Source organism: Paenibacillus sp. JCM 10914, assembly GCF_001315105.1.
Taxonomy (GTDB): domain Bacteria; phylum Bacillota; class Bacilli; order Paenibacillales; family Paenibacillaceae; genus Paenibacillus_AQ.
The window spans coordinates 41,454-64,466 of the sequence record NZ_BAZR01000027.1; the positions used below are offsets into that span (position 1 = coordinate 41,454).

The 23,013-nt window shown below is 46.7% G+C and carries 36 protein-coding genes and 2 pseudogenes; all 38 read left to right on the top strand.

Annotated elements, in window-relative coordinates; all coding sequences use genetic code 11:
• Positions 1 to 16: 16 nt before the first annotated feature.
• The 38 genes and pseudogenes from rpsG to rplM all read left to right on the top strand — a co-directional run bounded on the left by rpsG (position 17) and on the right by rplM (position 23,008).
• Complete coding sequence (rpsG, locus tag JCM10914_RS22225) at positions 17 to 487, top strand: 30S ribosomal protein S7 (protein WP_006212929.1); 471 nt, start codon at positions 17 to 19, stop codon at positions 485 to 487.
• A gap of 48 nt (positions 488 to 535) precedes the next feature.
• The gene (fusA, locus tag JCM10914_RS22230; RefSeq protein WP_036719580.1) at positions 536 to 2,617 is read left to right on the top strand and encodes an elongation factor G; all 2,082 of its coding nucleotides are present in this window, start codon (positions 536 to 538) and stop codon (positions 2,615 to 2,617) included.
• Positions 2,618 to 2,712: 95 nt separating this feature from the next.
• On the top strand, positions 2,713 to 3,903 hold the full coding sequence (tuf, locus tag JCM10914_RS22235; RefSeq protein ID WP_023964907.1) for an elongation factor Tu: 1,191 nt from the start codon (positions 2,713 to 2,715) through the stop codon (positions 3,901 to 3,903).
• Positions 3,904 to 4,109: 206 nt separating this feature from the next.
• Positions 4,110 to 5,453, top strand: coding sequence for a globin-coupled sensor protein (locus JCM10914_RS22240; RefSeq protein ID WP_023964909.1), 1,344 nt, complete (start codon positions 4,110 to 4,112; stop codon positions 5,451 to 5,453).
• Between the two features lie 193 nt (positions 5,454 to 5,646).
• The gene (rpsJ, locus tag JCM10914_RS22245; protein WP_009589214.1) at positions 5,647 to 5,955 is read left to right on the top strand and encodes a 30S ribosomal protein S10; all 309 of its coding nucleotides are present in this window, start codon (positions 5,647 to 5,649) and stop codon (positions 5,953 to 5,955) included.
• Between the two features lie 40 nt (positions 5,956 to 5,995).
• Complete coding sequence (gene rplC / locus JCM10914_RS22250; protein WP_036719583.1) at positions 5,996 to 6,619, top strand: 50S ribosomal protein L3; 624 nt, start codon at positions 5,996 to 5,998, stop codon at positions 6,617 to 6,619.
• 26 nt (positions 6,620 to 6,645) lie between these two features.
• A complete protein-coding gene (gene rplD, locus JCM10914_RS22255; RefSeq protein WP_023964913.1) occupies positions 6,646 to 7,269 on the top strand; it encodes a 50S ribosomal protein L4 in 624 nt (207 codons plus the stop codon).
• Positions 7,269 to 7,562 (top strand): 50S ribosomal protein L23, encoded by a 294-nt coding sequence (gene rplW, locus JCM10914_RS22260; protein ID WP_023964915.1) that lies wholly within the window; start codon positions 7,269 to 7,271, stop codon positions 7,560 to 7,562. Before rplD ends, rplW begins: the two co-directional genes overlap by 1 nt.
• 29 nt (positions 7,563 to 7,591) lie before the next feature.
• Entirely contained in the window at positions 7,592 to 8,422 is an 831-nt protein-coding gene (rplB, locus tag JCM10914_RS22265) for a 50S ribosomal protein L2 (protein WP_023964917.1), read from the top strand.
• 71 nt (positions 8,423 to 8,493) lie between these two features.
• The gene (gene rpsS / locus JCM10914_RS22270) at positions 8,494 to 8,769 is read left to right on the top strand and encodes a 30S ribosomal protein S19 (protein ID WP_023964919.1); all 276 of its coding nucleotides are present in this window, start codon (positions 8,494 to 8,496) and stop codon (positions 8,767 to 8,769) included.
• A gap of 36 nt (positions 8,770 to 8,805) precedes the next feature.
• Complete coding sequence (rplV, locus tag JCM10914_RS22275; RefSeq protein WP_023964921.1) at positions 8,806 to 9,138, top strand: 50S ribosomal protein L22; 333 nt, start codon at positions 8,806 to 8,808, stop codon at positions 9,136 to 9,138.
• 13 nt (positions 9,139 to 9,151) lie between these two features.
• Positions 9,152 to 9,817, top strand: a complete 666-nt coding sequence (gene rpsC / locus JCM10914_RS22280) for a 30S ribosomal protein S3 (protein WP_006212915.1) — start codon at positions 9,152 to 9,154, stop codon at positions 9,815 to 9,817.
• A 2-nt stretch (positions 9,818 to 9,819) separates the two neighbouring features.
• Entirely contained in the window at positions 9,820 to 10,254 is a 435-nt protein-coding gene (rplP, locus tag JCM10914_RS22285; RefSeq protein ID WP_023964923.1) for a 50S ribosomal protein L16, read from the top strand.
• A complete protein-coding gene (gene rpmC, locus JCM10914_RS22290) occupies positions 10,244 to 10,441 on the top strand; it encodes a 50S ribosomal protein L29 (RefSeq protein WP_023964925.1) in 198 nt (65 codons plus the stop codon). Before rplP ends, rpmC begins: the two co-directional genes overlap by 11 nt.
• A gap of 44 nt (positions 10,442 to 10,485) precedes the next feature.
• The gene (gene rpsQ / locus JCM10914_RS22295) at positions 10,486 to 10,752 is read left to right on the top strand and encodes a 30S ribosomal protein S17 (protein ID WP_023964927.1); all 267 of its coding nucleotides are present in this window, start codon (positions 10,486 to 10,488) and stop codon (positions 10,750 to 10,752) included.
• Positions 10,753 to 10,790: 38 nt separating this feature from the next.
• Entirely contained in the window at positions 10,791 to 11,159 is a 369-nt protein-coding gene (rplN, locus tag JCM10914_RS22300; RefSeq protein WP_023964929.1) for a 50S ribosomal protein L14, read from the top strand.
• Between the two features lie 78 nt (positions 11,160 to 11,237).
• Positions 11,238 to 11,594, top strand: coding sequence for a 50S ribosomal protein L24 (rplX, locus tag JCM10914_RS22305; protein ID WP_023964931.1), 357 nt, complete (start codon positions 11,238 to 11,240; stop codon positions 11,592 to 11,594).
• A gap of 28 nt (positions 11,595 to 11,622) precedes the next feature.
• A pseudogene (gene rplE / locus JCM10914_RS22310) lies at positions 11,623 to 12,164 on the top strand (50S ribosomal protein L5).
• Positions 12,165 to 12,210: 46 nt separating this feature from the next.
• Positions 12,211 to 12,396 (top strand): type Z 30S ribosomal protein S14, encoded by a 186-nt coding sequence (locus tag JCM10914_RS28595; protein ID WP_013312154.1) that lies wholly within the window; start codon positions 12,211 to 12,213, stop codon positions 12,394 to 12,396.
• Positions 12,397 to 12,429: 33 nt separating this feature from the next.
• Positions 12,430 to 12,828 (top strand): 30S ribosomal protein S8, encoded by a 399-nt coding sequence (rpsH, locus tag JCM10914_RS22315; protein WP_006212908.1) that lies wholly within the window; start codon positions 12,430 to 12,432, stop codon positions 12,826 to 12,828.
• A 29-nt stretch (positions 12,829 to 12,857) separates the two neighbouring features.
• A complete protein-coding gene (gene rplF, locus JCM10914_RS22320) occupies positions 12,858 to 13,400 on the top strand; it encodes a 50S ribosomal protein L6 (protein ID WP_023964937.1) in 543 nt (180 codons plus the stop codon).
• Between the two features lie 111 nt (positions 13,401 to 13,511).
• A complete protein-coding gene (gene rplR, locus JCM10914_RS22325; RefSeq protein WP_023964939.1) occupies positions 13,512 to 13,880 on the top strand; it encodes a 50S ribosomal protein L18 in 369 nt (122 codons plus the stop codon).
• 26 nt (positions 13,881 to 13,906) lie between these two features.
• Positions 13,907 to 14,403: pseudogene (rpsE, locus tag JCM10914_RS22330) on the top strand (30S ribosomal protein S5).
• Positions 14,404 to 14,415: 12 nt separating this feature from the next.
• The gene (gene rpmD, locus JCM10914_RS22335) at positions 14,416 to 14,601 is read left to right on the top strand and encodes a 50S ribosomal protein L30 (protein WP_006212904.1); all 186 of its coding nucleotides are present in this window, start codon (positions 14,416 to 14,418) and stop codon (positions 14,599 to 14,601) included.
• A 46-nt stretch (positions 14,602 to 14,647) separates the two neighbouring features.
• Positions 14,648 to 15,088: a 50S ribosomal protein L15 gene (gene rplO, locus JCM10914_RS22340; protein WP_006212903.1), complete on the top strand. Its 441-nt coding sequence runs from the start codon at positions 14,648 to 14,650 to the stop codon at positions 15,086 to 15,088.
• The gene (gene secY, locus JCM10914_RS22345; RefSeq protein WP_023964943.1) at positions 15,088 to 16,386 is read left to right on the top strand and encodes a preprotein translocase subunit SecY; all 1,299 of its coding nucleotides are present in this window, start codon (positions 15,088 to 15,090) and stop codon (positions 16,384 to 16,386) included. The genes rplO and secY overlap by 1 nt, the downstream gene beginning before the upstream one ends.
• An 89-nt stretch (positions 16,387 to 16,475) precedes the next feature.
• Positions 16,476 to 17,120, top strand: a complete 645-nt coding sequence (locus JCM10914_RS22350) for an adenylate kinase (RefSeq protein WP_036719598.1) — start codon at positions 16,476 to 16,478, stop codon at positions 17,118 to 17,120.
• A 5-nt stretch (positions 17,121 to 17,125) separates the two neighbouring features.
• Positions 17,126 to 17,878, top strand: a complete 753-nt coding sequence (gene map, locus JCM10914_RS22355) for a type I methionyl aminopeptidase (RefSeq protein ID WP_023964947.1) — start codon at positions 17,126 to 17,128, stop codon at positions 17,876 to 17,878.
• A 9-nt stretch (positions 17,879 to 17,887) separates the two neighbouring features.
• On the top strand, positions 17,888 to 18,193 hold the full coding sequence (locus tag JCM10914_RS22360) for a KOW domain-containing RNA-binding protein (protein WP_023964949.1): 306 nt from the start codon (positions 17,888 to 17,890) through the stop codon (positions 18,191 to 18,193).
• A gap of 2 nt (positions 18,194 to 18,195) precedes the next feature.
• Complete coding sequence (infA, locus tag JCM10914_RS22365; RefSeq protein ID WP_006212898.1) at positions 18,196 to 18,411, top strand: translation initiation factor IF-1; 216 nt, start codon at positions 18,196 to 18,198, stop codon at positions 18,409 to 18,411.
• A 131-nt stretch (positions 18,412 to 18,542) separates the two neighbouring features.
• Entirely contained in the window at positions 18,543 to 18,656 is a 114-nt protein-coding gene (rpmJ, locus tag JCM10914_RS22370; RefSeq protein ID WP_003333770.1) for a 50S ribosomal protein L36, read from the top strand.
• A gap of 20 nt (positions 18,657 to 18,676) precedes the next feature.
• Complete coding sequence (gene rpsM, locus JCM10914_RS22375; protein WP_023964951.1) at positions 18,677 to 19,045, top strand: 30S ribosomal protein S13; 369 nt, start codon at positions 18,677 to 18,679, stop codon at positions 19,043 to 19,045.
• Between the two features lie 19 nt (positions 19,046 to 19,064).
• Positions 19,065 to 19,460, top strand: a complete 396-nt coding sequence (gene rpsK, locus JCM10914_RS22380) for a 30S ribosomal protein S11 (RefSeq protein WP_009589209.1) — start codon at positions 19,065 to 19,067, stop codon at positions 19,458 to 19,460.
• A 134-nt stretch (positions 19,461 to 19,594) separates the two neighbouring features.
• Positions 19,595 to 20,539 carry a DNA-directed RNA polymerase subunit alpha gene (locus tag JCM10914_RS22385; RefSeq protein WP_023964953.1) on the top strand — a complete coding sequence of 315 codons (945 nt, stop codon included), beginning with the start codon at positions 19,595 to 19,597 and terminating at the stop codon, positions 20,537 to 20,539.
• A 39-nt stretch (positions 20,540 to 20,578) separates the two neighbouring features.
• A complete protein-coding gene (gene rplQ, locus JCM10914_RS22390; RefSeq protein ID WP_023964954.1) occupies positions 20,579 to 20,944 on the top strand; it encodes a 50S ribosomal protein L17 in 366 nt (121 codons plus the stop codon).
• 255 nt (positions 20,945 to 21,199) lie between these two features.
• Positions 21,200 to 21,997 (top strand): tRNA pseudouridine(38-40) synthase TruA, encoded by a 798-nt coding sequence (gene truA / locus JCM10914_RS22395; protein ID WP_023964956.1) that lies wholly within the window; start codon positions 21,200 to 21,202, stop codon positions 21,995 to 21,997.
• Between the two features lie 39 nt (positions 21,998 to 22,036).
• Entirely contained in the window at positions 22,037 to 22,354 is a 318-nt protein-coding gene (locus JCM10914_RS22400; protein WP_023964958.1) for a zf-TFIIB domain-containing protein, read from the top strand.
• 216 nt (positions 22,355 to 22,570) lie between these two features.
• Positions 22,571 to 23,008: a 50S ribosomal protein L13 gene (gene rplM / locus JCM10914_RS22405; RefSeq protein WP_023964960.1), complete on the top strand. Its 438-nt coding sequence runs from the start codon at positions 22,571 to 22,573 to the stop codon at positions 23,006 to 23,008.
• The last annotated feature ends 5 nt before the right edge of the window (positions 23,009 to 23,013 follow it).

The following is a 23,013-nucleotide window of genomic DNA, read 5'->3' on the forward strand; positions in this document are numbered from 1 at the left end:
AGAAAGGGGGATATCCATGCCACGCAAAGGTCCAGTAACAAAAAGAGACGTGCTTCCAGATCCAGTGTATAACAGCAAGCTGGTAACTCGTCTGATCAACCGCATCATGTTGGATGGTAAAAGAGGTGTTGCTCAAAGCATCCTTTATAACTCATTCAATATCATCAAGGAACGTACCGGCAATGATCCAATGGAAGTGTTCGAAGCAGCAATCAAGAACATCATGCCTGTACTGGAAGTTAAAGCTCGTCGTGTCGGCGGTGCCAACTACCAGGTTCCAATCGAAGTTAAGCCAGAGAGACGTACATCCCTTGGATTACGTTGGCTCGTTAACTACTCCCGCAACCGCGGTGAGAAGACGATGGAAGAGCGTTTGGCGGCTGAGATCATCGATGCTTCCAACAACACAGGCGCTTCTGTTAAGAAACGCGAAGATACACACAAAATGGCTGAGGCGAACAAAGCGTTTGCTCACTACCGTTGGTAGGATTCAGCAACTAATATATACTTCAATATTTGAAGGGAGACTATTCGCATGGCGACAAGAGAGTTCTCCTTGAAAAATACACGTAATATCGGGATCATGGCGCATATTGACGCTGGTAAAACGACCACTACAGAGCGGATTTTGTTCTATACAGGCCGTACGCACAAAATCGGGGAAGTTCACGAGGGTGCTGCAACAATGGACTGGATGGAGCAGGAGCAGGAGCGCGGGATCACGATTACGTCCGCTGCGACTACCGCTTCTTGGAAGGGTCATCGCGTTAATATTATCGACACCCCGGGGCACGTTGACTTCACAGTAGAAGTTGAACGTTCCCTTCGTGTATTGGATGGGGCAGTAGGTGTATTCAGTGCGAAAGAGGGCGTTGAACCTCAATCGGAGACTGTTTGGAGACAAGCAGACCGTTACGGAGTTCCGCGGATCGCATACGTAAACAAAATGGATATTATCGGTGCCGACTACTTGAACGTAGTTAAAGATATGAGAGAGCGTCTGCAAGCGAACGCGGTAGCTATTCAGCTTCCGATCGGTGCAGAGAATGATTTCATTGGCATCATCGATATCGTCGAGGAAAAAGCTTATATGTATAAAGATGACCTTGGCCAAAATATCGAAGAAACCGAAATTCCAGCAGAATTCAAGGATCAAGTGGAAGAGCTTCGCAACGAGCTTGTTGAGAAGGTAGCAGAACTTGACGAAGACTTGACTATGAAATATCTTGAAGGTGAAGAAATCACCATCGCTGAGTTGAAAGCTGCTCTGCGTAAAGGTGTTGTTGAAGTTAAGATCTTCCCAGTTATCTGCGGATCTTCTTACCGTAACAAAGGTGTTCAGTTGATGCTTGATGCTGTAATCGATTATCTGCCGGCTCCAACTGACGTTCCGGATATCAAGGGTACCCTTGAAGATGGAACTGAAGCAATCCGTCATTCTTCCGATGAAGAGCCGTTCTCGGCTTTGGCATTCAAAATCGCAACGGACCCTTATGTTGGTAAGCTGACATTCTTCCGCGTATATTCCGGTGTACTGCAATCCGGCTCTTACGTACTGAATGCAACTAAAGGCAAACGTGAGCGCATTGGTCGTATCCTTCAAATGCATGCAAACAGCCGTCAAGAAATTTCCGAAGTATTCTCCGGAGATATCGCAGCTGCTGTAGGTTTGAAAGATACGGGTACAGGTGATACACTATGTGATGAGAAAAATCCGGTCATCTTGGAGTCGATGAACTTCCCAGATCCGGTTATCGAAATCGCAGTTGAACCTAAAACAAAAGCTGACCAAGATAAGATGGGTGTTGCTCTCGGTAAGTTGACCGAAGAGGATCCAACTCTTCGTGCACATACTGATGAAGAAACAGGCCAAACGATCTTGGCTGGTATGGGTGAGCTTCACTTGGATATCATCATCGACCGTATGCGTCGTGAGTTCAAGGTAGAAACCAATGTGGGTAAACCACAGGTAGCTTACCGTGAAACATTCCGTCAACCTGCACGGGTTGAAGGTAAATTCGTTCGTCAGTCCGGTGGTCGCGGTCAATACGGTCACGTATGGGTCGAGTTCGAACCTCTGGAAGCAGGTAGCGGCAACCAGTTCGAGAGCAAGGTAGTCGGTGGTTCCGTACCAAGAGAATACATTGGTCCTGCACAACAAGGTATTGAAGAGCAGATGAAGAACGGCGTACTTGCCGGCTTCCCTCTCGTTGACGTGAAAGCAACGATCGTTGACGGTTCATACCATGATGTTGACTCCAACGAAATGGCGTTTAAAATCGCCGGTTCCATGGCTTTGAAAGCAGCTAAAGACAAGTGTAAGCCTGTCTTGCTCGAGCCAATCATGAAAGTAGAAGTTACCGTGCCTGAGGAATACATGGGCGACGTAATGGGTATGCTGAACTCCCGCCGTGGACGTATCGAAGGTATGGATTCCCGTGGTGGTACTCAAATTATCCGTGCGAAAGTGCCTCTTTCCGAAATGTTCGGTTACTCCACAACCCTTCGCTCCGGTACACAAGGACGCGGTGTGTTCTCGATGGAACTCTCCCATTATGAAGAAGTTCCTAAGAGCATCTCTGACGAAATTGTCTCCAAGATCAAAGGCGGAGAGTAATTACGTTTTACCTGCTGGATAGGAGGCGGGATCAACATCCCGTTAACTCCGTCTCCGGCCCAACATATATATCCCCTTAAGGAGGAATTGTTCAAATGGCAAAGGCTAAATACGAACGTAATAAACCCCATGTTAACATCGGTACTATCGGTCACGTTGACCATGGTAAAACAACTTTGACTGCTGCAATCACAACTGTATTGTCCAAAACTTACGGTGGTGCTGCTGTAGCATTCGACCAAATCGACAAAGCTCCAGAAGAGCGCGAGCGCGGTATCACAATCTCCACAGCTCACGTTGAATATGAGACTGATACTCGTCACTATGCACACGTTGACTGCCCAGGTCACGCTGACTATGTTAAAAACATGATCACTGGTGCTGCACAAATGGACGGAGCGATCCTGGTTGTATCCGCAGCTGACGGCCCAATGCCGCAAACTCGCGAGCACATCCTGTTGTCCCGCCAAGTAGGCGTTCCTTACATCGTGGTATTCCTGAACAAATGCGACATGGTTGAAGACGAAGAGCTTCTGGAATTGGTTGAAATGGAAGTTCGTGACCTTCTGAGCGAGTATGACTTCCCAGGCGACGACACTCCGATCACTCGTGGTTCCGCTCGTGAAGCTCTGCAAAACCCAGATGGCGAATGGGCTCAAAAAATCGTTGAAATGTTCAAAACAATCGACGAGTACATCCCATTGCCAGAGCGCGACACTGACAAGCCTTTCTTGATGCCTGTCGAGGACGTATTCTCCATCACTGGTCGTGGTACTGTTGCTACAGGCCGTGTTGAGCGTGGTACGATCAAAGTTGGCGACGAGATCGAAATCGTTGGTATCGCTGAAGAAACTAAGAAATCCGTAGTTACGGGCGTTGAAATGTTCCGTAAATTGCTGGATTCCGCTCAAGCTGGTGACAACATCGGTGCATTGCTTCGTGGTGTAGACCGTACTCAAATCGAGCGTGGTCAAGTACTTGCTAAGCCTGCTTCCGTTAAACCACACACTGAGTTCACTGCTCAAGTATACGTACTGAGCAAAGAAGAAGGCGGACGTCATAAGCCTTTCTTCACTGGCTACCGTCCACAGTTCTACTTCCGCACAACGGATGTAACTGGTGTGATCAACTTGCCAGAGGGTACTGAAATGGTTATGCCTGGTGATAACATCACGGTTACGGTAAACCTGATCAACCCAATCGCGATTGAAGAAGGAACGAAGTTCTCCATTCGTGAAGGCGGCCGTACCGTTGGTGCTGGTTCCGTTGCTACCATCATTAAGTAATTAAGAATTAAGAATGTGTTCTTGAATATAGCAACAGTGTACTGTAACGAGATAAGAAAGAGTCTAACCTTTATGGTTAGGCTCTTTTTTGTGGGTTTATAACAAATGCACTACAGAATATGCCATATCATACAAGAATCATTCTATTCATTTTTATAATTTTTCGTTAAAATAATTAGGGCTTATTGAGTAGAAGTAATTACATAATGACGAATGGAGCGCAAGATCCGATGAAATGTCCGTTTGGTTTTTCGAAAAAGAATGCTGCTGTATTAGCCGTCGAAAACAATTCTGTGTACGAGAAGAAAGAAGAGAGCTTCATCTATCATGATGATCTGGGAGAACTGAACAAACAGATGAGAATGATCGGTTTGACGGATTCCGATCTTGCCCTACTTAAAGAACTGCGGTCGCGGATGGAGGAGAAGCTGGATGAAATTACAGAGGCATTCTATCAATCCGTTGTCGACGTGGACAAGCTGCGGGATATCATTGTGGAGCATAGTACGATAGACAGATTGAAACAGACACTCAAACACCATCTATTGGAGATTTTTAACGGAGAGATCAACGAAGCTTATGTAGCCAAGAGGTTGCGAATTGCTGAGGTACATAAGCGGGTAGGTTTGGAACCGAAATGGTATTTATCCGCTTTTCAAAACTTGCAAAATGAATTCATCAAGCTGATCTATGAAGAAGTGGGTACAGAAGCATCGGGCATAAAGGTAATCACAACGATTACGAAATTGCTTAGCTTAGAACAACAATTGGTATTGGAAGCGTACGAGAAGGAAAATATCAATGAGAAACAGAGACAATACGAGCAAGTTAAGGCAGAACTGAAGCAAAACATTACGGTATTTGTGAGCGATCTGTCAGAACTGACTCTCGATATAAATGAAGCGGTTGAAAAACTATTATCCAGCAGCGATGAAGTGACCGGTACATTTCATAGCACATCGAAGACCGCACAGGCATCGATTGCGTATGCCAAAGCAGGAGAAATGAAGATAGAAGAACTAACCTCTCAAATCAATAAGATCGATGGAAGCACAGCAGAGATGCAAAGCGCCATTCAGGAGCTGAACGAATCATCCAGACAGATTGCTCATATCGCTGTGAGTGTTGAAGAGATCGCAGCGCAAATCAAACTGCTATCATTGAATGCTACAATAGAAGCTGCGCGCGCAGGCGAGCACGGGAGAGGCTTTGCGGTCGTCGCGCAGGAAGTTAGCCGGTTATCCGAGGATACCAAATCAACGGTAAGCCGTATAACGGGTATTGCGCAACAGTCGCGCGCGATTACGGCGGAGGTAGTTCATGCAATAAAGCATGTGCAGCAGCTAGCCAAGGAAGGAAGCGAGCAATCAGAAGAAACGAGTCAGTTGTTCATGGATATCCTATCATCGGTACAGACGAGTGCGGAGCAAATGGTTGCTGCAGAAAAGGAAATGAAACGATTGTCTATTACCATAGGAAGTATTGGAGAAGCGACGTCAGAAGCGGCAAGTTCAGCCGAAGTATTCCGAACGAGAACGGACCAATTATAAATTAGATAAGAATCTGAATTATTGCTTGCAATGCGCCTATCTTTTCTATATAATAGTGAATGTTGTTCTGCGACGTTGCGATGATGTGAGAGGTTACCGACACACCCGGCCCCTTTGCCATGAGGCAGGTGTTTTGGAAAATTTTCACGGAGTATGTCCGATACCAAATTGGGCGATAGAAGGAGGGAATAAAATGGCAAAGCAAAAAATTCGTATTCGCTTGAAAGCATACGACCACAGAGTTCTTGATCAATCCGCTGAGAAAATTGTTGAGACAGCAAAACGTTCTGGTGCAGGTGTATCCGGTCCGATCCCGCTGCCAACTGAGAAACAAGTAATTACCATTCTCCGTGCGGTGCACAAGTATAAGGATTCTCGGGAGCAGTTCGAGATGCGCACACATAAGCGCTTGATCGACATCGTGAACCCGACTCCACAAACTGTGGATGCCTTGATGCGCTTGGACCTGCCGTCCGGTGTAGATATCGAAATTAAACTGTAAGACTAGCATAACGAATTAGAGAAGGAAAAGAGGTGTCAACATGAAAGGTATCTTAGGTAGAAAGCTAGGAATGACTCAAGTATTTACCCCTGAAGGTATTGTAATTCCTGTAACGGTTATCGAAGCAGGTCCTTGTGTTGTTCTACAAAAGAAAGATCTGGAAAACGATGGATACGAAGCGATCCAAGTTGGTTTCTCTGATAAGAAGGAAAACAGATCTAACAAACCTGAAGCAGGACATGCGAAAAAAGCTAACACTGCGCCTAAGCGCTACGTTCGCGAAATTCGCGGTGTTGACCTCGCGAGTGTCGAGGTTGGACAAGAGCTGAAGGCTGATGTCTTCGCAGAAGGCGAATTTGTTGACGTAACAGGTATTTCGAAAGGTAAAGGTTTCCAAGGTGTTATTAAACGCTGGGGCCAAAGCCGCGGACCAATGTCTCACGGTTCCCGTTATCACCGTAGACCAGGTTCCATGGGTTCGATCCAGGCTAACCGTGTACCAAAAGGTAAACGCCTGCCAGGTCACATGGGGCATGAGACCGTTACGATTCAAAAGCTTGAAGTCATTAAAGTAGACGCAGAGCGTAATGTAATCCTTGTTAAAGGCTCCATTCCAGGACCTAAAAAAGGTTACGTTCAAGTCAAAGAAACGGTGAAGAAATAATCGACTGAAGAAAGGAGGAACAAGAAATGCCTAAAGTAGCACTTTATAATGTCAGCGGTAGCCAAGTTGGCGAAGTTGAATTGAATGAAGCGGTATTCGGTATCGAACCGAACGCACACGTACTGCACAGCGCAGTATTGTTGCAGCGCGCTTCCCTTCGTCGCGGCACGCACAAAGTGAAAGGACGTTCTGAAGTACGTGGCGGCGGACGTAAGCCTTGGAAACAAAAAGGTACCGGCCGTGCTCGTCAAGGTTCGATTCGTTCACCACAATGGAAAGGCGGCGGCGTCGTATTTGGACCAACTCCGCGTAGCTATACATTTAAACTTCCTAAGAAGGTTCGTCGTCTAGCGATCAAATCCGCTTTGTCTTCCAAAGTGATTGATAACTCGATTATCGTATTGGATCAATTGAGCCTGAGCACACCGAAAACGAAGGAGTTTGCTAACATTCTTAGCAACCTGAAAGTTGGACGTAAAGCTCTGATCGTTGCTCCTAGCTATGATGATAACGTAGCCCTTTCCGCACGTAATATTCCTGGTGTGAAATTCGTAGCGGCGGACGGCATTAATGTTCTTGACGTACTGTCGTACGATCAACTGATCATTACGAAGGAAGCAGTTCAGAAGGTAGAGGAGGTGCTCGCGTAATGAAAGACCCACGCGATATAATCAAGCGCCCGGTGATCACGGAACGTACGGCTGAATACATGGCAGAGCTGAAATACGCTTTTGAAGTGGATATCCGTGCTAACAAGACCGAGATCAAGCAAGCTGTAGAAGCTATTTTCAAAGTTAAAGTAGCTAACGTGAACACAATGCGTGTTCCAGCTAAACCAAAACGTTATGGCCGTTACAACGGTTACACAACCGAGTGGAAGAAAGCGATCGTGACTTTGGCTCCGGACAGCAAGCCGCTCGAGTTCTTTGAAGCGGTTGAATAAGAAATCTTCAAGTAAGGAGGGAAAACACAGTGCCTATTAAAAAGTATAAACCGACATCCCCGGCAAGACGGAACATGTCCGTGTCGACATTCGAAGAAATCACCACGAATCAGCCGGAGAAATCGCTCTTGGCGCCACTGAGCAAAACAGCTGGCCGTAACAACCAAGGTAAAATTACGGTTCGTCACCATGGCGGCGGACACAAACGTAAATACCGTATCATCGATTTCAAACGTAACAAAGACGGCATTCCAGGTCGCGTTGCTACAATCGAATACGATCCGAACCGTACTTCCAATATCGCTCTGATTCACTATGTTGATGGTGAGAAGCGTTATATCATCGCTCCAAAAGGTCTGAAAGTTGGAGATCAAGTTGTATCTGGAGCAGGTGCCGACATCAAAATCGGTAACGCACTTCCACTGGAAAACATTCCAGTTGGTACGGTTATCCACAACATTGAATTGAAGCCAGGCAAAGGCGGACAATTGGTTCGTGCTGCTGGTACAGAAGCACAGCTTCTCGGTAAAGAAGATAAGTACGTAACAGTTCGTCTTTCTTCCGGCGAAGTTCGTCGTATCCTGAAAGTTTGCCGTGCAACCATCGGATCTGTGGGTAACCAAGACCATGAGTTGATCAAAATCGGTAAAGCAGGCCGTAGCCGCTGGCTTGGACAACGTCCAGAAGTACGCGGTGTGGTCATGAACCCTAACGATCACCCTCACGGTGGTGGTGAAGGTCGCGCTCCAATCGGACGCAAATCGCCTATGTCTCCATGGGGTAAACCAACCCTTGGTTACAAGACACGTAAAAAAGGTAAAGCTTCTGACAAATATATCGTTCGCCGCCGCACGAAGTAATGCGCTTTTGTGCATAGCTTCGTGAACGGCCCGAAGGTAACGAGACAATTTGGTGAAGGGAGGATCTCAATATGAGTCGTAGTTTGAAAAAAGGACCTTTTATTGACGGATATCTGCTTAAGAAAGTAGAGGACATGAACAGCGCTAGCAAAAAAGCTGTGATTAAAACATGGTCCCGTCGTTCCACTATTTTCCCGCAATTCATCGGTCACACGTTCGGTGTATACGATGGCCGTAAGCACGTGCCAGTATACGTTACAGAGGACATGGTAGGACATAAGTTGGGTGAGTTCGCACCAACTCGTACTTACAAAGGTCACGAAGATGATAAGAAGACAAGAAGATAATTATTGAAGCTCTTTGTTTGAGAGGAGGTTAAACATATGGAAGCAAAAGCACATGCTAGATCGATTCGTATTGCTCCTCGTAAAGCTCAACTCGTTGTTGACTTGATTCGCGGCAAGCAAGTCGGCGAAGCGATCGCAATTCTGCGTCATACTCCGAAGGCTGCATCTCCGGTACTCGAGAAGCTGCTGAACTCGGCTATTGCGAATGCAGAGCATAACTATTCTTTGGACGTTAATAAATTGGTTGTTACCCAAGCTTATGTCAACCAAGGACCGACTATGAAACGTTTCCGCCCGCGTGCAATGGGACGTGCAAGCCGGATCAATAAACGCACCAGCCACATTACTTTGGTGGTAGCTGAAAAATAAGGAGGGAAAACGTGTGGGCCAAAAGGTAAATCCAGTAGGACTCCGTATCGGTATTATCCGTGATTGGGAATCCAAATGGTATGCAGGCAAAGATTTCGGTGATCTTTTGCTGGAAGACGTGAAAATCCGTGAATACCTGAAAAATAAATTGAAAGACTCCGCTGTATCCCGTATTGAAATCGAGAGAGCGGCTAATCGTGTGAACGTGACGATCCACACCGCGAAGCCAGGTATGGTTATCGGTAAAGGTGGATCCGAAGTAGAAGTACTGCGCGGTCAAGTAACTAAGATCGCTGGCGGGAAAAAAGTTCACATCAACATCTCTGAAATTAAGAACCCTGAGCTGGACGCAATTCTTGTTGCTGAGAGCATTGCACAACAACTGGAACGTCGTGTTTCTTTCCGTCGTGCATTGAAGCAAGCAATTCAAAGAACGATGCGTTCTGGAGCGAAAGGGATTAAGACTTCGGTCAGCGGACGTCTTGGCGGAGCCGAGATTGCTCGTACGGAAGGCTACAGTGAAGGAACTGTTCCACTTCATACGCTTCGTGCAGACATCGACTATGGTACAGCAGAAGCGCATACGACTTACGGCCGTATCGGCGTGAAAGTATGGATCTATCGTGGAGAGGTTCTTCCTACGGCTAAGAAACAAGCTGCTCAGGAAGGAGGCAACTAATCATGTTGGTACCAAAACGTGTAAAACACCGCAAACAACAGCGCGGCCATATGAGAGGTCAAGCTAAAGGCGGTACTGAAGTAACCTTCGGCGAATTCGGTTTGCAGGCTACAGAGCCAGGTTGGATCACCAACCGTCAAATCGAAGCTGCTCGTATCGCGATGACGCGTTACATTCGTCGTGGTGGTAAAGTATGGATTAAGATTTTCCCAGATAAGCCGATCACTCAAAAGCCTCTCGAAGTGCGGATGGGTAGCGGTAAAGGTAACGTTGAGAAATGGGTTGCCGTAGTTAAACCAGGCAAAATCATGTTTGAACTTGGAGGCGTGTCCGAGGAAATCGCCCGCGAAGCGATGCGTCTCGCCGCTCACAAGCTCCCTGTTAAAACGAAGTTTGTGAAACGAGAAGAAGTGGGTGGTGAAGCAAATGAAAGCTAATGAACTGCGTAACTTAACCACTGCAGAAATCGAGCAAAAAATCTCCGGATTTAAAGAGGAACTCTTTAATCTCCGTTTTCAATTGGCCACTGGCCAGCTTGATAACCCTACTCGGATCCGTGACGTTCGCAAAGAAATAGCTCGTGCTAAAACCGTTATCCGTGAAAGAGAACTTGGGATTAGTTAATGAAGCGGAACGCTCTGTTCTGTATTCAGGAAGGAGGCTAACAAATGAGCGAAGAACGCAATGCTCGTAAAGTGCAAATCGGTAAGGTTGTCAGCGATAAAATGGATAAAACCATCGTAGTTGCTGTTGAAACTTATAAGAAGCATGACTTGTATCACAAGCGCATTAAATACACGAAGAAATTTAAAGCGCATGATGAGAACAATGAAGCTCAAATCGGAGATACCGTTAGAATCATGGAAACTCGTCCACTATCCAAAGATAAGCGTTGGAGACTGGTAGAAGTGGTGGAAAAAGCGGTTATCATCTAAAGATATGAATCAGTTTCTGATGGAAGGAGGAAATTTCAATGATTCAACCATTTACACGTTTGGCTGTTGCTGACAACTCCGGTGCGAAGCAACTGATGTGTATCCGCGTATTGGGTGGTACTGGACGCCGTACAGCTCAAATCGGTGATTTGATCGTATGTTCCGTCAAACAAGCAACACCTGGTGGCGTTGTCAAAAAGGGTGATGTAGTAAGAGCGGTGGTCGTTCGTACGAAGCGTACGGTACGTCGTAAAGACGGGTCTTACATCTCCTTTGATGAGAATGCAGCAGTTGTTGTTAAAGAAGACAGAAGCCCGCGCGGAACTCGTATTTTCGGACCAGTTGCTCGCGAACTTCGCGAAAGAGACTACATGAAAATCGTTTCCTTGGCTCCGGAAGTAATCTAATAAACACCCCAAAAAGTGACGTAACTTTTCGGGAACCCGATAAATAGTTGAACTGGCTAGTCATAGGAGGTGTAACGAATGCCTAAAGTGAAAAAAGTTCTGGAATCCCATAACAATAAACTGCACGTGAAAAAAGATGATACAGTTATCGTCATCAGCGGTAAGGACAAAGGCAAAAAAGGCCGTGTCATCGCAGCGTACCCTCGTGAAAATCGCGTTTTGGTTGAAGGTGTGAACATGATTAAGAAACACCAAAAACCAAATCAAATGAACCCACAAGGCGGTATCATCGAGAAGGAAGCTCCGATCCATGTATCGAACGTTATGCACGTTGATCCGAAGAGCGGAAACGTAACCCGAATCGGTTACAAAGTACTGGACAACGGCAAAAAAGTTCGCGTAGCGAAAAAATCCGGAGAAGTTATCGATAAATAAGACGGTTAAGAAAGGAGGTCCTTGAATCATGGCAGCAAGAATGAAAGAGCGTTTTTTGAACGAAGTAACTCCTGCTCTGATGCAGAAGTTTAGCTATTCAACAGTAATGCAAGTTCCTAAAATCGAGAAGGTTGTAGTCAACATGGGTGTTGGCGACGCTGTAGCTAACTCGAAGGTACTTGATTCCGCTGTGAACGACATGCAGCTGATTGCTGGTCAAAAACCGGTTATCACCCGTGCGAAGAAATCCATCGCGGGCTTCAAACTGCGTGAGAACATGCCAATCGGTGTGAAGGTAACATTGCGCGGTGAGCTATGTACTACTTCCTCGATAAGCTGTTCAACGTTACACTTCCACGTGTACGTGACTTTCAAGGCGTGTCCACCAAAGCATTTGACGGACGCGGTAACTATACGCTCGGTCTGAAAGAGCAACTCATCTTCCCTGAGATCGAGTATGACAAAGTAGATAAAGTTCGCGGTATGGACATCGTTATCGTAACGACAGCTAAAACCGACGAAGAGTCCCGTGAATTGCTTGCTCAACTGGGTATGCCTTTCGCGAAATAAGATGGTTGTTCTTTTCTCCGAAACTATTTAGGAGGTGTCAGGCTAAGTGGCAAAAACTTCGATGAAAGTTAAACAACAACGTACACCGAAATTCAAAGTGCGGGCATATACCCGTTGTGAACGTTGTGGTCGCCCACATTCAGTACTGCAGAAGTTTAAAATTTGCAGAATTTGTTTCCGTGAATTAGCTTATAAAGGCCAGATTCCTGGCGTGAAAAAAGCAAGCTGGTAAGAAGTTTATAAACGGGAAGGAGGTTTATCCTACATGACTATGTCCGATCCAATTGCAGATATGCTAACTCGTATTCGTAACGCGAACACGGTTCGCCACGAAACGGTAGAAATGCCTGCTTCGACGATTAAGAAACAAATCGCTGACATTTTGAAGCGTGAAGGTTTCATCCGTGATGCGGAGTTTGTGGAAGATAATAAACAAGGGATCATTCGTGTATTCCTGAAGTATGGTTCCAACAACGAGCGCGTAATCACAGGTCTCAAAAGAATCAGCAAACCAGGTCTTCGCGTTTACACGAAGAGCAACGAAGTACCACGTGTACTCGGTGGTTTGGGTATCGCGATCATCTCCACGTCTAAGGGAGTTATGACCGACAAAGAAGCTCGTCAATCCAAAGCTGGCGGAGAAGTTCTCTGCTACGTATGGTAATTAACGTCACAAGATAGGAGGTGTAATGAATGTCCCGTATTGGTCGTAAACCAATTGCAATTCCAAGCGGTGTGGAAGTCACACTGGATAACACTGTAATCACTGTTAAAGGACCTAAAGGCACCTTGACTCGTGAACTGCATAAAGAAATGCAAGTTACAGTAGAAAACAATGAAATCACGGTTGTTCGTCCTTCCGACAACAAAACACATCGTTCTCTTCACGGCACGACCCGCAGCGTTGTCTCGAATATGGTCAGCGGTGTAACTGAAGGATTCTCGAAAAACCTTGAGTTGGTCGGTGTTGGATACCGTGCAAGCAAATCCGGAGATAAAATCGTTCTGAACGTGGGCTACTCCCACCCAGTTGAAATTACACCGGAAGCAGGCATCGAGTTCGATGTTCCAGCTAATACAAAGATCACTGTTCGCGGTATCGATAAAGAGCGCGTAGGTGCATACGCTGCTAAGATCCGTTCCGTACGTGAGCCTGAGCCTTACAAAGGTAAAGGGATTAAATACGAAGGTGAACGCATTATCCGTAAGGAAGGTAAAGCTGGTAAGAAGAAGTAAGGTTAGCTAACCGGGGATAACCTGGTGGGTAACACATCTCTTTTTCCATACTTACCCTGTGCGTCTAAAAGTGAAGCTCTTAAGGCATAACTGAAGGGAGGAAACAGTAGCATGATCACGAAACAAGACAAGAACAAAGCTCGCCTGAAAAGACACTTGCGTGTTCGTAAGAAAATTCAGGGTACAGCAGAACGCCCACGTCTGAACGTGTTCCGTTCTTCCAAGCACATTTACGCTCAACTGATTGATGACGTAGCTGGCGTAACTTTGGCATCGGCTTCCACGCTGGACAAAGAGTTGGTTAGCGACATCACGAACGGCGGCAGCGTTGAATCCGCTCGTAAAGTCGGCGAACTCGTTGCTAAACGTGCTGCAGACAAAGGTTATAAATCGATCGTATTCGATCGTGGTGGATATTTGTATCATGGACGTATTCAAGCTCTGGCAGAGGCAGCTCGCGAAGCAGGCCTTGAATTCTAAGATATTTTCAAAAGGAGGTAAACGACTTGCGTGTAGATCCTAACACTTTAGAACTGACTGAAAGAGTAGTAAATATCAACCGCGTGGCTAAGGTAGTAAAAGGCGGACGCGTTTTAGCTTTAGTGCACTGGTAGTTGTCGGTGATGGAAAAGGCTACGTTGGAGCAGGTATCGGTAAAGCAGGCGAAGTACCAGACGCGATCCGCAAAGGTATTGAAGATGCTAAGAAAAACCTGATTCACGTTCCACTCGTTGGAACGACTATTCCTCACCTTGTACAAGGTCACTTCGGAGCAGGCAAAGTATTATTGAAGCCAGCATCTGAAGGTACCGGAGTTATCGCTGGCGGTCCGGTTCGTGCAGTACTCGAACTGGCTGGCGTAGGCGACATTTTGACAAAATCTCTAGGTTCTTCGAACTCCATGAACATGGTCAATGCGACTTTGGAAGGGTTATCCCGCCTGAAGCGTGCTGAAGATGTTGCCAAGCTTCGCGGCAAATCCGTCGAAGAGCTGTTGGGTTAAGGAGGGAATCTCATGGCTAAACTTGAAATCACCCTCGTACGCAGCGTGATTGGTCGTCCAGAGGATCAGCGTGCAACCGTGAAAACACTCGGACTTCGTAAAATCAACCATTCCGTGGTACAAAGCGACAACGCTGCAATTCGCGGAATGATCAAGAAAGTAAATCACCTGGTTTCTGTTAAAGAAATCGAAGGTTAATCCCGGGCCATTTATTCCCGGACATATTAAGGAGGTGCAACGAACGATGAAGTTACATGAGCTGAGCCCAGCACCTGGATCCCGCAAAGAGCGCAAGCGCGTTGGACGCGGTACAAGTAGCGGTACGGGTAAAACTTCGGGTCGCGGTCACAAAGGACAAAACTCTCGTTCCGGCGGTGGTGTACGTCCAGGTTTCGAAGGTGGACAGAACCCATTGTATCGTCGTCTTCCGAAGCGCGGTTTCGTAAACCCAACTCGGAAAGAGTACGCGATTGTGAACATCGAAGAACTTAACAGCTTTGCAGCAGGTACTGAAGTGACTCCAGAAGTTTTGGTTGAGAGCGGTATTGTCAACAATACGAAAAGCGGAATCAAAATTCTTGGCAACGGTGAGGTTACCGTTTCTTTGACTGTAAAAGCTAATAAGTTTTCTCAATCTGCGGTAGAGAAGATCGAGGCTGCCGGCGGTAAAACCGAGGTGATCTAATGTTTAAGACCCTGAAAAATATATGGCGTGTCGAGGAGCTCCGTACACGGATTGCATTCACCTTGTTCGTTTTGATCATTTTCCGTATCGGCTCATTTGTACCGGTTCCCGGTGTCAACAAAGATGTCTTTACACAGACGAATCAGGCAGGTAATGAATTGTTTGGTCTCCTTAACACGTTCTCGGGAGGCGCACTATCGCAGTTCTCGATTTTCGCTCTTTCGATATTTCCATATATTACTGCGTCCATTATCGTGCAGTTGTTATCAATGGACGTCATTCCAAAGTTTTCGGAATGGAACAAACAAGGGGAACACGGGAAAAAGCAGTTGGCTCAAGTTACGCGTTACGGCACGATAATCTTGGCTATTATCCAGGCTTTCGCTATGTCCATTGGTTTTAACCGTATGTACGGCATGGATATGGTGCCTGGAGCAACTTCTATTGATTTTATTGTTATCGCGATCGTACTTACCGCAGGTACAGCGTTCTTGATGTGGCTCGGTGAGCAGATTACGGAACGTGGAATCGGTAACGGTATTTCGATCATTATCTTTGCAGGTATCGCGGCTGGTATTCCGATGCACATCCGTACAATGGTGGAATCCAACTTCATCGTGGACGGTCAAACGTTCATGAATATCCTGAAGTTCGTGATCATTGTCTTGGTCTTGATTCTGATCATAACGGGCGTTGTCTTCATTCAGCAAGGTATCCGTAAGATTCCGGTTCAATACGCGAAGCGTGTTGTCGGTAACAAAATGTACGGCGGACAGAACACACACATTCCACTGAAGATTAACGGAGCAGGCGTTATTCCGGTCATCTTTGCAATGTCGCTTCTCCAGTTCCCGGTTATTCTGGCGAGCTTCTGGGCACATCTGCCTTGGGCACAATGGATTGACCGAAACCTGGCCTACGATAGCCCGCTTGGAATGGTCCTGTATGTTCTGATGATCATTGGTTTCACATTCTTCTACACCTTTGTGCAGATGAATCCAAACCAAATGGCTGATAACATGAAGAAGAACGGCGGCTATGTACCAGGTATTCGTCCTGGTAAAGCTACTGAGAAGTATCTGACTCGGGTTATGACTCGTCTGACCATGACAGGAGCATTGTTCCTGGCTGCGATCTCTGTGCTTCCGGTGTTCTTAGGAGCACTAGCAGGTCTTCCGCGTACGGTTCAAATTGGTGGTACATCCCTCTTGATCGTTGTCGGTGTTGCACTGGATACGATGAAGCAGATCGAAAGCCAATTGATCAAACGTCATTACAAAGGTTTCATCAATAAATAGGCGATAGGTTCCGGCGAGTGGTCTATATTGCTTCCCGGCGCCTATTGTGTTGTTCTTGCTACTAGAGCAAGGGGAGGGAGTGATGTAAGGTGAACATCTTATTCATGGGTCCTCCTGGGGCAGGAAAAGGAACACAAGCAGAGAACATTGTCAATGCATTCGGCATTCCTCATATCTCAACAGGCGATGCATTTCGCCTCGCGATCAAACAAGGAACTCCTATCGGGATTAAAGCTAAAGAATACATGGACCAAGGTCTGCTGGTACCAGATGACGTAACGATCGGTATTGTGGAAGAGCGTCTGCAGCAGTCCGATTGCGAAAAAGGTTTCTTATTGGACGGTTTTCCAAGAACCCTTTCGCAAGCGGAAGCGCTGGACAACATCCTCGGCCGTATGAATACGGGTCTGCATCACGTCATCAACCTGAAAGTGGATCGGGATAAGCTTCTGGCTCGCCTTACAGGTCGCCGGATTTGCAAAAACTGCGGGTCGACTTATCATGTGATCTTTAATCCTCCAAAACAGGAAGGCATTTGTGATAAATGCGGCGGCGAACTGTATCAACGCTCCGATGATAATGAAGAGAGCGTCGGCATTCGCCTAGACGAATATATCAACAAAACAGCACCACTCCTCACGTTTTATGAGAACAAAGGTCTTTTGCGTCAAATCGATGGTGATCAGGAAATTGACGTGGTTTCTGAACAAATTACGTCAATACTGCGAGGTTAAGCCTAATGATCATTTGTAAATCCGAAACGGAACTGAGCTTGATGAGAGAGGCGGGAAGAATTGTGGCAGAATGCCATAAGCTTCTCGCAGCCTACGTTCAACCGGGCATTACGACTGGAGAACTCGATGCTATGGCCGATAAGTTCATTCGCAGCCAAGGCGCAGTGGCATCTTTCAAAGGCTACAACGGATTTCCTTCCAGCATTTGCGCATCAGTCAACGAAGAATTGGTGCATGGATTTCCAGGCAAACGCAAATTAATCGAAGGCGATATCGTTACGTTTGATATTGGCGCCCAGTATGAAGGGTACCACGGGGATTCGGCTTGGACCTACGCCGTAGGAGAAATATCCGAAGATGCCCAGCGCTTGCTGGATGTAACCGAGGGCTCGCTCTATGCTGGACTTGAGTTAATCAAACCAGATATTCGCTTGTTTACAATCTCTCATGCCATACAGCGTCATATTGAGGATGCAGGCTTCTCTGTCGTCCGGGAGTACGTTGGTCATGGTGTGGGTACTGAGCTGCATGAAGATCCGCAAATTCCGAACTATGGCATACCTGACCGCGGACCGAGACTCAAACCGGGCATGGTGCTCGCGATTGAGCCAATGGTGAACGCAGGTAAACGGCATGTCAAGACGCTGGAAGACAATTGGACGGTTGTGACGGTAGACGGCTCGTTATGTGCCCATTTTGAGCACACTGTAGCGGTTACGCCGGAAGGCATGGAAATCTTGACGAAGCTCCCGGAATAGGTGATAAACTTGAATAAAGAGATCGCATTTCAGGTAGGCCAGATTGTTAAGATACTGAAAGGCAGAGATGCCGGACAGTATGCCGTTGTCGTATCAATTGAAGATAGCCGGTTCGTACGGATCGCGGATGGGGACAAACGCAAGTTTGACGGAGCTAAGAAGAAGAACGTTCTTCATCTGGAGCCTCAATCCATGATCAGCAGTGAAGTGGTAAACAGTTTGCAAGAAAGCGGTCGGGTAACCAACGGCAAGCTGCGGTTCGCAGTAAGTCGGATTGTTCCCGATAAATCCAAGGCAGATCAGAAAGGAGACTAACTGTGGCTAAAGAAGATGTCATTGAAGTCGAAGGTACGGTCATAGAGCCGTTGCCGAATGCTACCTTTAAAGTCGAGCTGGAGAATGGTCATCAAATTCTCGCTCATGTTTCCGGAAAGTTGCGGATGCACTTTATCCGTATCCTTACAGGAGATAAAGTGGTTGTTCAACTCTCGCCGTATGATTTAACCAAAGGTCGTATCACGTACCGTAAATAGATTTAGGGTTCCCCCGGGGAATCAAGGAAAGCTGCGAAGCGGTTTTACTGACGTAAAACTCAGCAGCGGTTATAAACTACTTTAGTTTCGAAGCTGGTTTTACAATGTAAAACTACGAGGAGGTAATTAGCATGAAGGTAAGACCTTCTGTAAAGCCTATTTGCGAGAAATGCAAAGTCATTCGCCGCAAAGGGAACGTAATGGTTATCTGTGAAAATCCGAAACACAAACAAAAACAAGGTTAAAGAAGGGGGTGTAGCGTAAAATGGCTCGTATAGCTGGTGTGGATTTACCACGTGACAAACGCGTTGAGATCGCCTTGACTTACATTTTCGGAATCGGTAAAACGACTTCCCAGAAAGTATTGAAAGAAACTGGCATCAACTCGGACACTCGTGTTCGTGATTTGACAGAAGATGAAGTCAGCAAATTGCGCGAAACGATCGATGGTATGGTTAAGGTTGAAGGTGACCTGCGTCGTGAAATTTCCTTGAATATTAAACGTCTTACGGAGATTGGCTGCTACCGCGGTATTCGTCACCGTCGTGGATTGCCGGTTCGTGGACAACGTACAAAAACCAATGCTCGTACACGCAAAGGTCCTCGTCGTACCGTAGCGAACAAGAAGAAATAAGAAAGGGGGATAAAAGACAATGGCTAAACCAAAAAAAGTCGTACGTACTAAACGTCGTGACCGCAAAAATATTGAAAGTGGCGTAGCTCATATCCGCTCCACATTCAACAATACCATCGTAACGATTACGGATCCTCACGGAAACGCGATTTCTTGGGCAAGCTCCGGCGGCCTTGGATTCAAAGGCTCCCGTAAGTCGACCCCGTTCGCTGCGCAAATGGCTGCTGAAACAGCTGCCAAAGCGGCTATGGAGCATGGTATGAAAGCGGTGGAAGTCATGGTTAAAGGTCCTGGTGCTGGTCGTGAAGCAGCTATTCGTTCCCTGCAAGCTGCAGGTCTCGAAGTAAACCTGATCAAAGACGTTACACCAATTCCACATAACGGATGCCGCCCACCAAAACGTCGTCGCGTATAATGAAGTCATCCTGTTAATGTGGTATAAATCCGTTGCAATCTGCTAATAATGGTTGTTTAGGCATACTACTACATGGATTACTGGATAAGATGACAGTTTCATATAGGAGCGACGTTTGAAGGAGGGGTACTTGCGTGATTGAAATCGAAAAGCCGAAAATTGAGACCGTTGATGTCAATGAAGAAGGAACCTATGGGAAATTCGTAGTTGAGCCTCTGGAGAGAGGATATGGCACGACGCTGGGGAACTCGCTTCGCCGCATCCTGCTGTCCTCACTCCCGGGTGCTGCAGTTACATCGGTTCAAATCGATGGTGTACTGCATGAATTCTCCACGATTCCGGGTGTCATGGAAGACGTGACCGAAGTCATCCTGAACCTAAAAGCTTTGTCTCTGAAAATTCATTCCGATGAAGAGAAAGTGTTCGAGATTGATGCGGAAGGTGAAGGGGTTGTTACTGCTGGTGACATCCGTGCCGATAGTGATGTGGAGATTCTGAATCCAGATCTTCATATTGCAACGCTCGGCCCTGGAGCTAGACTTCATATGCGTATTTTTGCGAGTCGCGGTCGTGGCTATGTCCAGGCGGATCGGAACAAACGCGATGACCAGCCTATCGGCGTCATTCCCGTCGATTCGATCTATACTCCCATTAGCCGTGTGAACTACGGCGTGGAAAATACGCGTGTTGGTCAAGTAACTAACTACGATAAGCTGACGCTTGAAATCTGGACAGATGGCAGCATCCGTCCGGAAGAAGCGGTTAGCCTCGGCGCGAAAATCCTGACGGAGCATCTGTTCCTCTTCGTAGGTTTGACCGACGAAGCGAAAGATGCTGAGATCATGGTCGAGAAAGAAGAAGACAAGAAAGAAAAAGTGCTTGAAATGACGATCGAAGAGTTGGATCTTTCCGTTCGTTCCTACAACTGCTTGAAACGTGCTGGTATCAATACGGTACAAGAGCTGACAACGAAAACCGAAGAGGATATGATGAAGGTCCGGAACCTCGGACGCAAATCCTTGGAGGAAGTTCAAGAGAAGCTCGAAGAGTTGGGTCTGGGACTTCGTACGGAAGAATAGCTTCAAGATCGGCTTAGCTTAGCAAAGGAGGGAAAACACATGGCATACCAAAAGTTGGGCCGCGATTCCAGTGCGCGTAAAGCGTTGTTCCGTGACCTGGTAACCGACCTGTTCTTATATGAGCGCATTCAAACGACAGAAGCCAAAGCGAAAGAAGTTCGTTCTATCGCTGAGAAGCTGATCACAAAAGCAAAAAAAGGTGATCTGCATGCTCGTCGTCAAGTTGCTGCATTCGTACGTCGCGAGACTGTAGATGGCGAACAAGACGCTATTCAAAAATTGTTCTCCGACATTGCTCCACGCTACTCCGAGCGTCCAGGCGGATACACTCGTATCCTCAAGCTGGGTCCTCGTCGTGGTGATGCAGCTCCAATGGTTTACTTGGAACTGGTGGATCGCGCGTAATTTCGATTCATTCTATTGAAGTGACTGTAGTTATGTATGCCCGGCTACACCAAGGATTATTCCTGTAGCCATGAACGGGAAGTGGTGCGAGATTCAGTCGATCATTTGCTTCGACTCATCTCGTCTACTCCATGGGCAATGATAACGGGGACCTTCTAGTCATGCGGCTGACTCGAAGGGTTATAGCCTGCCATGACGAAAAGGAGCTCCTATGGGGCTCTTTTTTTGATGAATGAAATCACCCAGGAGGATAGCATGCGTAATCTTCTGATGAAGGTCAGCTACGACGGAACCGATTATAACGGCTTTCAGACACAGCCAGGCGGCCACACGATACAGGATTATCTGGAGGAAGCGATTCGTCGTTTATCCGGTGAAGAACTAAAGATTACAGCTTCGGGCCGGACGGATGCCGGTGTGCATGCCCGGATGCAGATCTTTAATTTCTATACGGCTTCTCCAATACCTTTACAGCGTTGGTGCATGGCTTTAAATACATGGTTGCCGCCTGATATCGTCGTCTCGGATGTGATGGAGGTACCGATGGAGTTCCATTCCCGCCACGCAGCCAAACGCAAGACCTATCGTTATACGATTAATGCGAATCAATTTCCTGATTTATTTAATCGGAGATACCAGTTTCATCATCATGGCAAGCTGGATATTCCAGCGATGGAGCAGGGGCTTTCGCATCTAATCGGAACGCATGATTACACATCGTTCGCATCTCGCAAATCAACCAAAACTTCACACGTGCGTACGATATTTGAGGCGAGGATGGAGACCGATACCTCGATGTGTCGCCCCAATCCGAGGGATCAAGGAATCGTGCATACGTACTTAACGGGAAACGGGTTCCTTCAGCATATGGTTCGCATTATTATGGGGACGTTGCTGGAGGTGGGAGAAGGCAAGCGGCATCCGGATCAGATGAAGATGATACTGGAGGCTAAGAATCGAGCAGCAGCTGGTCCTACAGCGATGAGTACCGGGCTAATGTTATGGGATTTGGAATATGATATCGACGGAAATACGCAACCCGATCTTGTCTAATACGTAAAAGGTATCAAAATAAGAGGAGGATCAAATCTGATGAATTGTCCAGTATGTGATAATGTTCGTATGCGTGAAGTAGAGAAAGACGGTGTTCTCATTGATGTATGCCCAAGCTGTAAGGGAGTTTGGCTGGACCGGGGAGAGCTGGAAAAGCTAATGACCGAGGTAAGGGAAGCACGTCCTGCTTTTAACGAGTGGTACGATCGGCATGAGGATGATCGCCGGAGCGATCGCAGCGACAGATCCTATGACAGAGATTCAGATTATGACCGAAGACATCCCGACCATGGCAAAGGCTATCACAAAAAGAAAAAGAAGTCCGTTCTGGATGTGTTTGGTGACTTGTTCGACTGATAAACCAACCGAAGCAGATAGTCTAAAAAACACTTGCGAAAGTGGGCTCAATCCTGTATTATATAAGTTGTGTTTTCTTAACGGCTCTCCCACAGCCCCGGTTAAGAAAATGCCAAAAACCAACATAGCAACACCATGACAATGCTTTACACATGAACGAAGATAAATGATGAAAATTAATGATGATTTTCGGACGAATACAAGGAGGAACTATACATGCGTACCACCTATATGGCGAAGCCAAATGAAGTTGAGCGCAAATGGTACATCGTTGATGCCGAAGGCAAGACGCTTGGCCGTTTGGCAAGTGAAGTTGCGGCTCTGATCCGCGGCAAACATAAGCCTCAATTTACTCCACATGTTGACACAGGGGATTTCGTGGTTGTTATCAATTCCGAGAAGATCCACCTCACTGGCAAAAAGTTGGAGAACAAAAACTACTACCGTCACTCCCTGCACCCAGGTGGATTGAAGGTAACTTCAGCTCAAGATCTGCTTGCTAAATTTCCAGAGCGTGTAATCGAAAGTGCAGTTCACGGCATGCTTCCTAAAACTCGCATGGGCGAGAAAATGAAGCTGAGATTGAAAGCATATGCAGGCACAGCGCATCCACATGAAGCACAAAAACCAGAAGTTTACGAACTTCGCGGTTAATTAAA

Bases quoted from the DNA above. Each gene is read 5' to 3' on its own strand.
- rpsQ (WP_023964927.1), top strand. From the start codon at position 10,486: ATGAGCGAAGAACGCAATGCTCGTAAAGTGCAAATCGGTAAGGTTGTC.
- JCM10914_RS22400 (WP_023964958.1), top strand. From the start codon at position 22,037: ATGAATTGTCCAGTATGTGATAATGTTCGTATGCGTGAAGTAGAGAAA.
- rplV (WP_023964921.1), top strand. From the start codon at position 8,806: ATGGAAGCAAAAGCACATGCTAGATCGATTCGTATTGCTCCTCGTAAA.
- JCM10914_RS22240 (WP_023964909.1), top strand. From the start codon at position 4,110: ATGACGAATGGAGCGCAAGATCCGATGAAATGTCCGTTTGGTTTTTCG.
- rpsM (WP_023964951.1), top strand. From the start codon at position 18,677: ATGGCTCGTATAGCTGGTGTGGATTTACCACGTGACAAACGCGTTGAG.
- rpmJ (WP_003333770.1), top strand. From the start codon at position 18,543: ATGAAGGTAAGACCTTCTGTAAAGCCTATTTGCGAGAAATGCAAAGTC.
- tuf (WP_023964907.1), top strand. From the start codon at position 2,713: ATGGCAAAGGCTAAATACGAACGTAATAAACCCCATGTTAACATCGGT.
- rpsK (WP_009589209.1), top strand. From the start codon at position 19,065: ATGGCTAAACCAAAAAAAGTCGTACGTACTAAACGTCGTGACCGCAAA.
- rplX (WP_023964931.1), top strand. From the start codon at position 11,238: ATGCCTAAAGTGAAAAAAGTTCTGGAATCCCATAACAATAAACTGCAC.
- rplO (WP_006212903.1), top strand. From the start codon at position 14,648: ATGAAGTTACATGAGCTGAGCCCAGCACCTGGATCCCGCAAAGAGCGC.
- rplQ (WP_023964954.1), top strand. From the start codon at position 20,579: ATGGCATACCAAAAGTTGGGCCGCGATTCCAGTGCGCGTAAAGCGTTG.
- rplR (WP_023964939.1), top strand. From the start codon at position 13,512: ATGATCACGAAACAAGACAAGAACAAAGCTCGCCTGAAAAGACACTTG.
- rpsS (WP_023964919.1), top strand. From the start codon at position 8,494: ATGAGTCGTAGTTTGAAAAAAGGACCTTTTATTGACGGATATCTGCTT.
- fusA (WP_036719580.1), top strand. From the start codon at position 536: ATGGCGACAAGAGAGTTCTCCTTGAAAAATACACGTAATATCGGGATC.
- rplC (WP_036719583.1), top strand. From the start codon at position 5,996: ATGAAAGGTATCTTAGGTAGAAAGCTAGGAATGACTCAAGTATTTACC.
- rpsG (WP_006212929.1), top strand. From the start codon at position 17: ATGCCACGCAAAGGTCCAGTAACAAAAAGAGACGTGCTTCCAGATCCA.
- map (WP_023964947.1), top strand. From the start codon at position 17,126: ATGATCATTTGTAAATCCGAAACGGAACTGAGCTTGATGAGAGAGGCG.
- rpsH (WP_006212908.1), top strand. From the start codon at position 12,430: ATGACTATGTCCGATCCAATTGCAGATATGCTAACTCGTATTCGTAAC.
- rpmD (WP_006212904.1), top strand. From the start codon at position 14,416: ATGGCTAAACTTGAAATCACCCTCGTACGCAGCGTGATTGGTCGTCCA.
- secY (WP_023964943.1), top strand. From the start codon at position 15,088: ATGTTTAAGACCCTGAAAAATATATGGCGTGTCGAGGAGCTCCGTACA.
- rplD (WP_023964913.1), top strand. From the start codon at position 6,646: ATGCCTAAAGTAGCACTTTATAATGTCAGCGGTAGCCAAGTTGGCGAA.
- truA (WP_023964956.1), top strand. From the start codon at position 21,200: ATGCGTAATCTTCTGATGAAGGTCAGCTACGACGGAACCGATTATAAC.
- rpmC (WP_023964925.1), top strand. From the start codon at position 10,244: ATGAAAGCTAATGAACTGCGTAACTTAACCACTGCAGAAATCGAGCAA.
- rplW (WP_023964915.1), top strand. From the start codon at position 7,269: ATGAAAGACCCACGCGATATAATCAAGCGCCCGGTGATCACGGAACGT.
- rplN (WP_023964929.1), top strand. From the start codon at position 10,791: ATGATTCAACCATTTACACGTTTGGCTGTTGCTGACAACTCCGGTGCG.
- rpsJ (WP_009589214.1), top strand. From the start codon at position 5,647: ATGGCAAAGCAAAAAATTCGTATTCGCTTGAAAGCATACGACCACAGA.
- rplF (WP_023964937.1), top strand. From the start codon at position 12,858: ATGTCCCGTATTGGTCGTAAACCAATTGCAATTCCAAGCGGTGTGGAA.
- rplP (WP_023964923.1), top strand. From the start codon at position 9,820: ATGTTGGTACCAAAACGTGTAAAACACCGCAAACAACAGCGCGGCCAT.
- rplM (WP_023964960.1), top strand. From the start codon at position 22,571: ATGCGTACCACCTATATGGCGAAGCCAAATGAAGTTGAGCGCAAATGG.